Origin of the sequence: Photobacterium sp. GSS17 (assembly GCF_028621875.1) — a bacterium.
GTDB classification, from domain to species: domain Bacteria; phylum Pseudomonadota; class Gammaproteobacteria; order Enterobacterales; family Vibrionaceae; genus Photobacterium; species Photobacterium ganghwense.
In genome coordinates this window covers 307681-321759 of record NZ_CP117518.1, presented here as the reverse complement: position 1 = coordinate 321759, position 14079 = coordinate 307681, and the positions used below count along the sequence as shown (strand labels likewise).

Annotated in this window: 11 protein-coding genes; 4 read left to right on the top strand and 7 right to left on the bottom strand. The window is 46.8% G+C overall.

Features of this window, described 5'->3' with window-relative positions:
* Positions 1 to 50: 50 nt before the first annotated feature.
* Entirely contained in the window at positions 51 to 1502 is a 1452-nt protein-coding gene (putP, locus tag PGW97_RS17880; RefSeq protein WP_273860317.1) for a sodium/proline symporter PutP, read from the top strand.
* 166 nt (positions 1503 to 1668) lie between these two features.
* Here putP and PGW97_RS17875 read toward each other — a convergent pair.
* Positions 1669 to 2804, bottom strand: a protein-coding gene (locus tag PGW97_RS17875; RefSeq protein ID WP_273860316.1) for an IS3 family transposase whose coding sequence is annotated in 2 segments (ribosomal slippage) — positions 1669 to 2546 and positions 2546 to 2804 — 1137 coding nt in all. Because the reading frame shifts where the segments join, the coding sequence is not laid out codon by codon here.
* 296 nt (positions 2805 to 3100) lie between these two features.
* On the opposite strand from PGW97_RS17875, the gene PGW97_RS17870 reads away from it, so the two are divergent.
* Together PGW97_RS17870 and PGW97_RS17865 are read left to right on the top strand one after the other, a co-directional pair.
* The gene (locus PGW97_RS17870; RefSeq protein ID WP_273860315.1) at positions 3101 to 4942 is read left to right on the top strand and encodes an ATP-dependent nuclease; all 1842 of its coding nucleotides are present in this window, start codon (positions 3101 to 3103) and stop codon (positions 4940 to 4942) included.
* Positions 4943 to 5391: 449 nt separating this feature from the next.
* Entirely contained in the window at positions 5392 to 6042 is a 651-nt protein-coding gene (locus PGW97_RS17865; RefSeq protein ID WP_273860314.1) for an FMN-binding negative transcriptional regulator, read from the top strand.
* A 142-nt stretch (positions 6043 to 6184) separates the two neighbouring features.
* Here PGW97_RS17865 and cyoE read toward each other — a convergent pair whose 3' ends face one another.
* The 6 genes from cyoE to PGW97_RS17835 all read right to left on the bottom strand — a co-directional run bounded on the left by cyoE (position 6185) and on the right by PGW97_RS17835 (position 12465).
* Positions 6185 to 7051 carry a heme o synthase gene (cyoE, locus tag PGW97_RS17860; protein ID WP_273860313.1) on the bottom strand — a complete coding sequence of 289 codons (867 nt, stop codon included), beginning with the start codon at positions 7049 to 7051 and terminating at the stop codon, positions 6185 to 6187.
* Positions 7052 to 7057: 6 nt separating this feature from the next.
* Positions 7058 to 7372, bottom strand: coding sequence for a cytochrome o ubiquinol oxidase subunit IV (cyoD, locus tag PGW97_RS17855; RefSeq protein WP_047884711.1), 315 nt, complete (start codon positions 7370 to 7372; stop codon positions 7058 to 7060).
* Positions 7372 to 7974, bottom strand: coding sequence for a cytochrome o ubiquinol oxidase subunit III (gene cyoC / locus PGW97_RS17850; RefSeq protein WP_047884712.1), 603 nt, complete (start codon positions 7972 to 7974; stop codon positions 7372 to 7374). The genes cyoD and cyoC overlap by 1 nt, the downstream gene beginning before the upstream one ends.
* Positions 7964 to 10003, bottom strand: a complete 2040-nt coding sequence (gene cyoB, locus PGW97_RS17845; RefSeq protein ID WP_273860312.1) for a cytochrome o ubiquinol oxidase subunit I — start codon at positions 10001 to 10003, stop codon at positions 7964 to 7966. The genes cyoC and cyoB overlap by 11 nt, the downstream gene beginning before the upstream one ends.
* Before the next feature lie 7 nt (positions 10004 to 10010).
* Positions 10011 to 10949 (bottom strand): ubiquinol oxidase subunit II, encoded by a 939-nt coding sequence (cyoA, locus tag PGW97_RS17840; RefSeq protein WP_273860311.1) that lies wholly within the window; start codon positions 10947 to 10949, stop codon positions 10011 to 10013.
* Between the two features lie 1030 nt (positions 10950 to 11979).
* A complete protein-coding gene (locus PGW97_RS17835) occupies positions 11980 to 12465 on the bottom strand; it encodes a type II secretion system protein (RefSeq protein ID WP_273860310.1) in 486 nt (161 codons plus the stop codon).
* A 367-nt stretch (positions 12466 to 12832) separates the two neighbouring features.
* On the opposite strand from PGW97_RS17835, the gene PGW97_RS17830 reads away from it, so the two are divergent.
* Entirely contained in the window at positions 12833 to 14020 is a 1188-nt protein-coding gene (locus PGW97_RS17830; RefSeq protein WP_273860309.1) for an acyltransferase family protein, read from the top strand.
* Positions 14021 to 14079 lie beyond the last annotated feature (59 nt).

Here is a 14079-nt window from a genome sequence, read left to right as displayed (position 1 = left end):
AGAAGGTGAGCCGCACAGGGTCACTTAGCCCAAGGAAAAGGAGGCAGGTTATGTTTTATCTTCATGGATCTTTCTTACTATATTTGCTCAGTATGTTGCTGATTGGTTTCTATTTTTACAGACGCACCACCAGCACCTCAGACTATATCTTAGGATCGCGTAACCTGCCCCCCAGCGTGGCTGCACTCAGTGCCGGCGCCTCAGATTTAAGCGGCTGGGCCTTGATGGGCCTGCCGGGGGCTATCTATATCGGTGGCCTGAGTAACCTCTGGATTGTACTGTTTACGCTGATGGGCGTTTACGTAAACTGGAAATTCATTGCGCCTAAACTGCGGGTAATGACTGAAAAACTGGGCGATGCTCAGACGATTCCGGAGTACCTTCAAAACCGGTTCAACGACCAGTCCAACATTCTGCGCCTGACTTCGTCGGCCGTCACTCTGGCGTTCTTTACCTTTTATGTCGCTGCCGGGCTGAGTGGTGGCGCGGTATTGTTTGAGAACACCTTCGGGATTGATTACCACACCGCACTGCTCGTCGGCGGAATAGTGATCGTGTCTTACACCTTCCTGGGCGGTTACCTAGCGGTCTGCTGGACCGACTTTTTCCAAGGGTTGATGATGGCGTTGTCTTTACTGGTTGTCGCCCTGGCACTGTTTTTTGTATCCAATGGTGATTCGGGAACCGCTTCATCCGCGGCAACATCGGCAGCCATGGTAAATGCCATTACCCTCAGCGATCTTCGTCCGGATCAAGGTTGGTTCTGGGGACTGCTGTCACTCAGCGGCTGGTGTATCGGCTATCTGGGACAGCCTCACGTGCTGGTGCGCTTTATGAGTGTCCGCAGTGTCGAAGATATTAAAATCTCCCGTCGAATTGCGGTAATTTGGACCAGCATTACGATGATTTCCGCAGTACTGGTGGGCTTTTGGGGACGCAGTTACTTTGCCGATCCGCTGGATAACGGAGAAACCATTTTTATTGCGCTGTCTCAGGCTATCTTCCATCCGTTTGTTGCAGGACTGATTATCGCCGGTGTACTGGCATCGATCATGAGCACAATCGACTCACAGCTGCTGGTATGCTCGTCGACATTATCAGAAGATTTCTATCGTGCTTATGCCCGACCAAACGCATCAGACAAAGAGGTGCTGAACGTAGCACGCCTGGCGGTACTGGTTGTGGCGCTAATCGGGTTCTATCTGGCCTATCAGAAAGCAGACTCTACGCTATTGAGCATGGTCGCTTATGCCTGGGGTGGTTTCGGTGCTTCTTTCGGGCCTGTCATTCTGTTCAGCCTGTTCTGGAAAAAAATGACGAGTCTGGCCGCCATTTCAGGGTTGATTGTCGGTTCTGTCGTGGCGCTTATCTGGAATCAGAATCAGGGCGGAATCTTTGATTTATTTGGTGTTGTGCCTGGCTTTATTACCGCCAGCCTAACCATCATCGCCATTACCCAATACCAAACAATGAAAGCGACAAACACAGAAACAGCCTACTAAGCACGTTATTGGATATTAGTATTGGGTTCAGTAAATTCGTATCAAAGCCTAAACGTTAGAACACATCAATCTTTCCAAGGCATCCATTCTGGATGCCTTTTCTCCCGCCCTTTGCCAACAATACAACGCATTTCGCAATTTAGCTGAGATGACCTGCCCCCAAGAACTAATCCAACACTTCTTTAGTAATGTCAGTTACGTTACTGTTTAGCCCTGAACGTGTCAGTACTGCAAATTCAGAGGGAGTTAGGTATCCAATTGATGAGTGCGGCCGATTTTCATTGTAGTCAATGCGCCAGTCACTGATCAGTTTACGAGCATGGCTCAAGTCTCTGAACAGATGCTCGTTTAAACACTCGTCCCTGAACTTGCCGTTAAAGCTTTCGATATAAGCATTCTGGGTTGGCTTACCAGCCTGTATCAGCTTCAGAATGACACCATGATCATAAGCCCATTGGTCGAGGGCTTTACCCGTAAACTCAGGCCCCTGATCTGTTCGAATAGCCTCAGGATAACCACGGAAAGCAGCAATAGCCTCAAGTATGGCGACCACCTCATCTCCAGAAATTCCTGATGCAACAGTAATATCCAGGCACTCCTTTGTGAAGTCGTCAACGATAGTGAGGCACTTTATCCTACGACCAGAACTGAGTACATCCATGACGAAGTCCATTGACCAGGTATGGTTGGGCAGTGAGGGAAGTAAAAGTGGCTCTCGCTCGACACATAATGATTTCCTTCGCTTCCGTTTACGAACGGTCAGTCCAGACTCTCGGTATAACCGGTAAACACGCTTATGATTAACCTCTCTCCCTTCCCGCCGAAGAAGATGGTGAATACGGCGATATCCGAACCTTTTTCTCTCTAGTGCCAGTTCTTGTATACGAGCCGACAGCTCCACATCACTCTCTTTAGATTGAGGTTGGTATCTCATCGATGCGCGATTTATACCGACGAGCAGACAGGCTTTGCGCTCCGAAATCGTGGTGACTTCCTGCATTGCATGCACAGCCTTGCGCTTGTCTCCGACGGTCAATACTTTTGGTTAAGAGCCGCTTTTAAAGCATCAACATCAAGCATGGATTCCGCCAAGAGCTTTTTGAGCTTGGTATTCTCATCTTCCAATGCTTTCAAGCGACGGGCATCGGAAACATCCATGCCCGCGTACTTTTTACGCCATAGGTAGAATGTGGCATCGGAAATATTGTGCTTGCGGCATAATTCTTTGACGGGCAGACCCGCTTCCGCTTCCGCTTCCTTGAGAATGGCAATGATCTGCTGTTCGTTGAATCGCTTCTTCATATTCACCTTCCTTATTATAAGATGAACATTACTAAGTTTTAGCTGGATTAGAAAGCGGGGAGCAGGTCAGAGAGACCTCACCGTTCGCCAAAAAGTCACTTCACCTATGCCAAGAAGATCGCTTCTTATATATTGTTTGTTCTAACTCACATTTGCCCCAAAGTGAGCTGAGCATTCATGAATGAGTAGTCTTTGCGAACTGGCTAGAACTCTTCATTTTGCTTGAGAAATTTAAACTACTGAAAAGTATAATTTTGAATTAGTATTTAGGCTCTAAGATAACTTTGGAGCAGTAAATGATACGCCTGATCTCTATCAAAAACTTCCGTTCTATCTCTAATCAAGCGTTTAAGGCTGAAGAGATCACGACATTTGTTGGAAGGAACGATGCTGGAAAGTCCAATGTACTACGAGCACTAAACCTGTTCTTCAATGGACAAACAGATCACAATCAGAGCTTTAATTTTGAGAACGATCACAATAAATATGCTCCTAAGTACAACCAACGTGCGCAAGAGATTGTTATTGAACTTGCCTTAAAGCTTCCTAAAAGCTATCGAAAAAACTTAACGCAAGACCATGTTTACTGGAAAAAGGTATGGCGGGAAGAAGGGGTTCGAAATGACTATGAAGAAAGTGGGTTGTGTACAATTAGGAATAACCAGATACAAAAAAGAGCTAAAGATTTTCCTCCTCGCAGCAAAATTCCATATTTATTGAACGCAATTGATTTCGAGTATATACCCGCAACAAAAGACTGGAATTATTTTCAGAATTTACAGATTAAGCTATATGATTCATTGGCTAACTTATCTGATCAAGGTTTACATCAATCTGCTTCAAGTTTCGAAGAAGAGATAAATGCTCATGTTCAAGAGCTTACACAGGCAATAGACGATGAGTTTTCGGGTAGTAATATGGTCAAACTACCCAAAAGCCTTAGGAGCATCTTTGGGGCGTTGGAGTTTAATTCCGATGACATTCCATTGACCAGAAGAGGTGATGGAATAAAAATTCGCCATATACCAATGATCCTATCATTTATTGCGTCTAGGAAGCAAAAAGCGGCAAAGAGAAATACGATTAAACCCCAGATATGGGCTTTCGAAGAGCCAGAGAATAACGTTGAGTTCTTATCTTGCTTCGAGCTCAATAGGCAGTTAATTGAAGCTGCAAAAAATTACACTCAAATACTAATTACAACTCACTCTCCAGCAATTTACTCTATTGGTTCATCTGAAAAGTTACCTTCAAATGTTAAAACAACCAGTTACTATGTTGGACAGAAAGACAACGCCACTTTTGTTAGTCAGACTGACGAGAAGGCATTACATGGTAATATGGGCTTTTTACAGCTAATTGCACCAATAGTTGAAGATAAAAGAAAAGAGTGGGATCAAAGAGAGAAAGAGTACATCCAATCTCTAGAAAATCTTGAAAATAAACTGTCTAAAACTAAGCTACCTCACCTTTTCCTTGAGGGAAAAAGTGATAAGAAAGTTTTTGGTTGTTTACTTAAAGCAAAAGGCCTTAATGAAAAGGTTCATATTTTTGTCCCATCAAATGCTAGTAACAGTGCAAATTCAGCAGCAGATAGGCTACAAGCATTTCATTTGCTTCAAAAGCACGTTAAGTCCAATGATAAATTGCAAGCTCTTATCATTTTGGACAATGATGATGCGGGAAAAAAGGCCTCAGAAACTTTAGACGATGCTGTTGCTTCCAAGCATATCAAACGCTTTTTATTGAAGCCAAATGATGACCTAAAAGCAATGTTCAAGGTTGGCGGATTAAACATAAGTACCGATCTGGAAAGGCTAATGCCTCCTTCACTTTGGCAGTTAGCCAAGACGGAAGGTTGGGTCGAGCTAGTTGACGACCACTATGAAAAGTTAACTGAGTGTGGGCGAAAAAAATTATGCAATAACAACATTAGCTTTGATGACCTTATTAGTAAGCTATCTGAGCATCAAAAGGATCTACTAAACTATCGATTCACCGATGAGGGCAAAGATGCATTAAGCCGTCATATTGAGTCCTCGCAAGATGAAGCTCTAATACAGGAGTTGCTTGACGCATTTAAAGAGCCATTGGGTATCATAGAAAATTTCTTGCTAGCACCTACTAAAACCCAGTAAGTCGACACTTTATTCTGTGGCTACAGAAAGTTAAAGGTTAGTCTCACAGATGCTTAGGAGTATCTACTTAGCATTACTTAGTGGTTTGCCATACTGGAAGTAATTTATCATTTTCTAATTTAGCAAAATTACTGACTCATTTCTGTCCAAAACCGTGTTGAGTGTTGCCCCCCCCCCCCAACGAACAACACAACATCCTTAGAGGATGCCTTTTCATTGAAGTTTGTTGCTTTTCGCCGGGTCAGATTAAAGCCAGGCCGCCGTTCAGGCATATGTGGGACCTGTATTTGCGAGCTACGTGAAGGCTGTGTTGAATATAGTAAGGAACCATTAAAACCGGTGCCTGAAAACAAGACCTCCGGTGTTGCGCCCGCCTCAAAGGGAACGACGTGCTGGGAATAAAACAGGATAAATTCAAATCAATTAAGTTGCCGAAAAGGAGCTGAGGCATGTTTCAACCATCCATTTTTCGCGAAGAACGTATAGCCGTTATGCAGGAAATGATTCGCATGAATCCCTTTGCGAGTTTGGTCTCGATGCAAGACGGAGAAATCATCGCCGATCATCTTCCCATGGTCATTCATCCTGAATTATCTGAGCGAGGAATCCTGCGCGGACATGTGGCGCGCGGCAACCCAATAGGGAAGAAACTGGACGACACAATCCCGGTACTTGTCATGTTTCAAGGACCTCATCACTACATTTCGCCGTCATGGTATCCATCAAAAGAGGAGCACGATAAAGTCGTACCGACGTGGAACTATGTTGTTGTCCATGCCCGCGGCAAGATCACACTTCACCATGACGAAAACTGGATTCTTACACATCTGAATGAACTCACCAACCGAAACGAATCGGGACGAAAAGAACCCTGGAAGATCGCTGATGCACCTGACGATTTCATCGCTCGCCAACTGAGGGGAATCATCGGGATTGAAGTCGAAATCACCGCGTTACAAGGAACCTGGAAAGTCAGCCAGAATAAAAACAGAGAAGATAATCAAGGCGTTGTCAAAGGGTTGAGAATGGAATCCTCTGAGGTGGCGAGTACGATGGCTGGTTGTGTTGCTGAACACTTTGATAAGCCAGGCAGCCATTAAGCATCATCAAAGGGGCATGCTTTATCAAAGGAGCACGCTTCATCAAAGGAGCATGCCTCAACACATGTTGATACAAAGGAACAAAAAAAGGCATCCCGAAGGATGCCTTTTCATTGAGCCAAGTTTGTTACTTTGCGCCGGGTCAGATTGTCAGCGGAATCAGCTCGACACCCAGCACGGTGCTAATTCCCATTACCACCAGCAGTGACATTTTGAATACCGCTTTCGACCAGTCAACATAATTGTCAGCCGTCATTTTGCGGAATGTCACTCGGGTCCACATCAGGCAGACAGCCGAAGCGACCGCCAGATACTCATACCCCCCGTTGCCCAGCAGGAACAAGCCCAACGCGACAACGCTGAAGGCCACCACATAAGCTTGCATGTGCTTGCGTGCCTTGTTGATGCCTTCCACCACCGGCAGTACCGGAATGCCGGCCTCGCGGTAGTCTTGCATACGGAACATGGCAATCGCATAGGAATGCGGCATCTGCCACAGGCAGAACAGCGCAAACAACAGCACCGCATCCAGGCTGATGTAGTTAGTCACCGCCAGGTAACCAACCAAGGGCGGTACTGCGCCGGATACACTGCCCACGAGTGTGCCGTATACCGACGTACGCTTGTACCACATGGTGTAAAAGAACACGTAAAACACGTAACCCAGCAGTACAACGACTGCCGACAACGGGTTTGCCATACGGTACAGCACTGCCGTACCGCCCAGCAGCAACGCAACCGCGTAGATGAACACATGATCGATATTCAACCCATCCTGAACCAGTACCCGGTTACGGGTACGGTCCATTTTGCTGTCGATATCACGATCAAAAATATTGTTCACCACACAGCCGGAGGCAATCACACAGGCCACACCCAACAGGGTGTAAGCCAGCAACGAGGCACTGGCTGCTTCTGTTTTGGCAGCGAGGAAAAACCCCGCCGCCACAGAAATCAGGTTACCAATGATGATGCCCGGCTTGGTAATGGAAATGTAGCTTTTGATCATGACGCCCTACATCATCATATTGACGTTCAGGTTCCACATAATCCAGATGGAACCGGCAATCACGATAAATACCACAAGGGCAGTAAACACCAGGGAAATCATGTTCCACTGGCCATCTTCAGTGCGAATTTCCATGTGCAGGAAGTACACCAGATGCACCACCAGCTGAACAATGGCACAGCCAAACATCAGCGCGTAGGTGATGGTGTCTGGCAGGCTCTGCGTCGCCACGAAGTAAAACGGAATAATCGTCAGGATCAGTGAGGCAACGAAGCCTTTGATGTAATCCTGTACTCCGGTATCAGCGTGTTGTTGGCTCATTACATTACCCCCAGCAGATACACAATGGTGAATACACAAATCCAGACGATGTCCAGGAAGTGCCAGAACAGGCTCAGACAGTGGAAACGGGTTTCCATCATCTCGTTCAGGCCTTTAGTGTTCAGCTGCCAGTAACACACCGCCAGCCAAATCAGGCCAAAGGTCACGTGCAGACCGTGGGTACCAACCAGCGCAAAGAACGCTGACAGGAAAGCACTGCGCTGAGGACCAAAGCCTTCTTCAATCAGGTGATGGAACTCGTAGATTTCCATGATGATAAAGCCAAGGCCCAGCAGGAAGGTAATCCCCATCCAGCGTTTCAGACCAGCAATATCTTTGCGCTTCATCGCAATGATACCGAATCCGAAAGTGATACTACTGAACAGCAGCATCATGGTTTCAGTAAATACGAACGGCAGCTCGAAAATGTCTTTACCGCCTGGGCCACCGGCAGTGCCGGTGACCAATACTGCATAAGTTGCAAACAGGCTTGCAAACAAAATGCAGTCACTCATCAGGTAAATCCAGAAGCCAAACAGCTTGTTACCTGCCGTGTCGTGGTGATCATGACCATGATCATGCGAAATGGCATTAGTTTGCATACGTCACCTCCAGATCATCGTCGTTATCTTCGTTACCGGACGTCACTTGCCCTTTCGCTTGCTTCAGCTTCGCTTTGTGCGCTGCTTCAATCGCTTTGATTTCTTCAACTGTCACGTAGTAGTCCACGTCTTCGTTAAAGCTGTGGCGAATACAAGTCACGATCATGCCTACAAAGCCGATCGCTGCCAGCCACCAGATGTACCAAATCATGGCGAAACCAAACACCAGAGACCATGCTGAAACATACATCCCGGTTGGGGTGTTTTTCGGCATATGGATAGGCTGATATTCTGCTTCCTGATCTTTGTTGTGCTCGCCGCGCTCTTTCTGGTACCAGAAAGCATCCAGCTCGTTGCCTTTTGGCAGCACGGCAAAGTTGTAGAACGGCGGTGGTGAAGACGTTGCCCACTCAAGAGTACGGCCATCCCATGGGTCACCGCTCAGGTCAACATTCTGGTGGCGGTCACGGATACTCACGAAGATCTGGATGAACTGACACAATACACCCGCAGCAATAACAGCCGTACCACAAGCAGCCACAGCCAGCAGTGGGAAGAACTCAGGGTTGATATCCTGGCTCAGACGACGGGTCATGCCCATGAAGCCCAGTGCGTACAGTGGAACAAACGCCAGAATGAAGCCGATGATCCAGCACCAGAATGCGCGCTTACCCCAGGCTTCATTCAGGGTGTAACCCGTCATTTTCGGGAACCAGTAAGTCAGGCCCGCGAAGCAACCGAATACCACACCACCGATAATGACGTTGTGGAAGTGCGCGATCAGGAATACTGAGTTATGCAGTACAAAGTCTGCCCCCGGAACCGCCATCAGTACGCCTGTCATCCCGCCGATAGAGAAGGAAATCAGGAAGCCGATGGTCCACAGCATTGGCGTGGTGAACGTGATTCGGCCTTTGTACATGGTAAACAGCCAGTTGAAGATCTTCACCCCGGTCGGGATAGAGATAATCATGGTCGCAATACCGAAGAAGGCGTTTACATTCGCGCCGCCGCCCATGGTAAAGAAGTGGTGCAGCCATACCACGAACGCCAGAATGGTGATAACAATCGTTGCCCAAACCAGTGAGGTGTAACCAAACAGCTTCTTACGTGCAAACGTTGCCGTTACTTCTGAGAACACACCGAATACCGGCAGCACCAGAATGTACACTTCCGGGTGACCCCATGCCCAAATCAGGTTGACATACATCATCATGTTGCCTCCCATGTCATTGGTGAAGAAGTGTGTACCAACGTAACGGTCCAGCGTCAGCAACGCAATGGTCACGGTCAGAATCGGGAACGAGATAATGATCAGGATGTTCGAGCACAGAGACGCCCAGGTAAATACCGGCATCTTCATCAGAGGCATCGACGGCGTACGCATACGCAGAATGGTGGTAAAGAAGTTCACACCAGACAGCGTGGTACCCACACCAGAAATCTGCAGTGCCCAGATCCAGTAATCGACCCCTACCCCCGGGCTCGCGTCAATGCCGGACAGCGGCGGGTACGCCAGCCAACCGGTACGACCGAATTCACCCACAGCCAGTGACATGTTGGTCAGGATCACACCCACAACAAACAGCCAGAAGCTCAGGTTGTTCAGGAACGGGAACGCTACATCACGCGCACCAATCTGCAGCGGAACGATGATATTCATCAGACCGATGATCAGCGGCATGGCTACGAAGAAGATCATGATCACGCCGTGCGCGGTGAAGATCTGATCGTAGTGATGCGGTGGCAGGTAACCGGCTTCACCCGCAGCAGAAAACAGCTGCTGGCTTCGCATCATTACGGCATCCGCAAAGCCACGCAGCAGCATGATCATCGCAACAGCGATGTACATAAAACCGATTTTCTTGTGGTCTACGGAAGTAAACCACTCATTCCAGAGGTATTGCCATTTCCCAGCGCGGGTGATCATCGCTGCAACAGCGATACCGACCAGAGCGATCACCCCAAGCGTCACCATAATGATGGGCTCATGGTAAGGAATGGACTCTAACGTTAGTCTTCCAAACATAATTTCATTAACCTTCGTGTTCAGCCATGTGCATTTGACCGTGGTGCATCTCACCATGGGCCATATGGCCTTCCTCAGACATCGGCGAGTGCATGCCACCCTCGAATTGGGTCACAATGTCGGAGAACAGGGTGTGCGGAACTTCTGAGAAGTAGGTAACAGGTGCATCAATACTTGGCTTCGCCAGTGTACGGTAGTCGCTGAAGTCACGAATCACCTGTGGCTCCGCTTTCACCTGCTCAACCCACTGGTTATAGCTGTCACGATCTGACAGGGCAACCGCCTTAAACTTCATGTGGGAGAAACCTTCACCGCTATAGCTGGCTGCAATCCCCTTATACTCACCCTCATGGTTCGCAATCAGGTGAAGGCGCGTCACCATGCCAGGCATGGCATAGATCTGACTTCCTAAACGTGGGATAAAGAAGGAGTTCATGATGTTGTCAGACGTGATTTTGAAGTTCACCGGTACATCTTTCGGGAAGGCGACATAGTTCACTGTGGCGATGTTCTGTTCCGGATAAATGAACAGCCATTTCCAGTCTAGTGACACCACCTGGATCTCAACCGGATTCACATCACTCACGAGTGGTTTGGATGGTTCCAATTCGTGCGTAGAACGCCAGGTGATCACACCCAGAATAGCGATAATGATGATTGGAATTGTCCACACCACGACTTCGATTTTTGTCGAGTGGGCCCATTCCGGCGCGTATTCTTCCTGGGTGTTATCAGAACGGTACTTGTAGGCAAAATAGATTGTCATCAGGATCACTGGGATGACGACAATTAGCATCAGGAGCAAAGCTGTAATGATCAGCTCCTTTTCCTGAACGCCAACAACCCCTTTAGGATCCAGCAGCGCAGATTTACACCCGGAGAGCAGTAAAATTGCCGTAAACAACCCTACCCTCGACAAGATGTTTTTATATCTTGAGGCTTCCATTTACTTTCTCGATTGTTTTGCAACATTCCTATACAAAAGTCGGCACTTTCAGGCTGTTGCTGTTAGTTCTAATAAGCGTTTTAGGTGTTGAGCATTGCACAATTGTTCCCGGTGTAGCGAAATTGCTGCCTGGCAAACAGAGCAGAAACACTCTCTTATCCACACAATCATTACGGTTACATTTAGAAACAAATTGTTACAAGCAGCGCATTATGCGGATCTTAAAAAGGAAGCTCACTAGCTCTAAATGAAATCTTACGTTTCATAAATGAGATAATGGTCAATTAAAAAACCATTTAAAAACAAAGGATAATACCCTCAAGGCATTGTTATTGCAGAATTGTTTGAGAAAATAGAGAAGATAATGATAATAAGTTGCAAGCACGTTATTGCTGACTTTATCAGCAAATATTTTTACCGATAAAGTTGTAAATATTGGCAATGGATCACAAATATAGAAAAGTGTGATCTCAGCATGATGGTGATTTATTGCTTACAGAAAGCCAAAAATGAAGAAAACCCATATAAATAGGCATTTATACTGAATTAGACGGAAGGTTAGGCAAAATGACAATTAAGTGGAGCCAATATTCCCTTGTTGGGCTCAAGAAAAAATGTAACCTGACTAAATAATCACCAAACAATGAGGCCATTGTTTTCCGAAGACAGTAAAAGGGGAAACAGTCCACGACACCGACCTGCCAAATGGCTTTCGTCCCACAGAGAAGCAGCCTTCGAATCATTTAGCCAGGTCGGTTGGTTTACACCTTTATGATAACCATCATTCACAAATAACGTTAAAACAAACAACCATTCGCCCGATATGTAAGTCAATAACTGCCATACATTCGTCATGACACTATTTTAAACAATGCCAGTTATTAACGATGGCTGTTTTTAACAATAATAGCTATTAACGATGACTGCTATTAACAATGACTGGTATTAACAATGAGAGTTGTTTGTGATGACAACAATTAATCATGACAGCTGTTTATCACGTCTGTTTATGTATTAAGAATCAGATAAATCAGCAGTCCCGATCATATATTTTCACTACAGGTGCTTTTTCCATAAACGAAACGCCGATGAAACACTGTCGAATACCACTTTCTTGCGGAAAAGCATCACGATAATACCCTTTCAGGCCAATTCGGTATTCATTGCCGCCCAGATCTAACAGGGTATAAGTCGTCCACTCATCATCATCCAAGGTAACAAGGCGTTTCATGCTGTCCGAAGACCAAGCAGGATAGCCGTACTTCACCGAAAGTGGTTTTGTATCACCGGCATAGAGAGGCAATCTGGCTTCTTTCTGGTTTTCAACACCCGCCAGCGTTGCTTTACCATATACCATGCCATTAGCACTGTTGATGGCCCCTTTCATGGCTTGTAATGTTGCTTTCCGACTATCGCTCTGGAGCGACATAAATTTTGGATACGCTGTGACTGAGAGTATTCCCAATATAACAATCACCACCACCATTTCTATTAATGTAAAACCACGAACTTTCATACGCACTTCTTTTTATGTTGGAATCGTGAGAGGAAGTATATTCGCGTCCCCGAAGAAACATTGTGCGGATGCGTATGGATCCGCTTGGCCCAAACAGACAGTTGTAAAAGATTGTTTCACAAATTACGTGTGCGATTCCTTGCTCGTGTCGTTTAGCTTCAAGCCTTGGTTGTAATTCATGAAATAACAGTAAAAGTCTGTGCATTGGCGTTCGAATCTTGACGTTTTTACTATGATTGCCAGACCAAAAGAGTAAGAATCCGTCATTCCGTTGCCATCATTCCAAATATCGTCAACGCTCACTCTGCTCACGTTCAGAGGTGCCTTTCAACCGCGCTATGTGGCACACTGACAGAAGGATCTCTTCATGGTTCGCTCGCTCCCCATCTTGACGCCTCTGCGTGGTATCGCGGCTCTGATTGTCGTTTTATTTCATGCTCGACTCATACTGTTCCCTCAGTGGCAGCCCCTTCTCGCCAGTCAGACACAGTTCATCGAAAATGGCTATGTCTGGGTCGATCTGTTTTTCATTTTGAGTGGCTTTGTGATGCTGCACGTGTATCGTGAGCAGTTTGCTCGCCCATGCACGTTTTCTCAATGGCGGCACTTTGTATGGCTGCGTTTTAGCCGGATTTATCCGCTGTTTTTCATTACCTTTGTGGTCTTGCTCAGCTGGGAACTGGTTAAATACCACCATCAAATTGGGTTTTATGGCGGTATGTTGCTGGAAAGCTGGGGGCTAAAAGACATCCCCGCTTTTAGCGGGCCGTTTAATCGGGCTGATGCCATTCTTCCCAATATATTGCTGTTACAGGGCCTCACTGAAAGCATGCTCAGCTGGAACATCTCCTCCTGGTCACTGAGTATCGAATGGCTTTGCTACCTGATTTTCCCGCTGATCGTTCCCTTGCTGAATCGTTCTGCGAAGAAGACACTGTGGCTACCCGGCTTGGTTTTACTGGTGATCTACGGATTGATTGAGCACAAAGGCAATTTGGATATCACCGGTGGTGTCGTAGCGTTTCTGCGGGGGATGTGTGGCTTTGTACTTGGCATCTGGCTCGCTTCACTGCCTCTGTCGGCAAGGGTTCAGCGTCATCTCAACCGGGACTGGGTATTAGTCGTTCTGCTGGGTTGTATCGCACTTGTCCTGCATCATTCAACCAGTATACCCAGCCTGATTGCGGTCTATGTTCTCTTCGCTGCGTTGGTCATTACCGGAGCAAGGCAAACTCCCCGAAACAGCGTTGGTTTCCGGTTACTCAACAATCGCGTCACACAATATCTTGGCGATATCTCCTACTCGATGTACCTGTGGCATACCGTGTTACTGTTAATCGGCATTGAAGCCTTACAACAACTCGCACCAGACCTCCTCACCTGGTGGTACGCCCAGCAAAGTATCGTGCTGGCCGTAATGGCGATAGGTCTGTTTTTGGTGCTGACGTTCTCGGTTTCCACGGTGAGCTATTACTGTATTGAACGACCAGCGATGAAAATGCTGCGGAAACAAGCACCCACAGAGCCCGTTATCCGTTCAAGCCCCGCCGAATAAACGGTTGTCTGCCGGCTTAAACATGTCCATTTGGTATTGGTCATGCGCTTGGCCGGCGA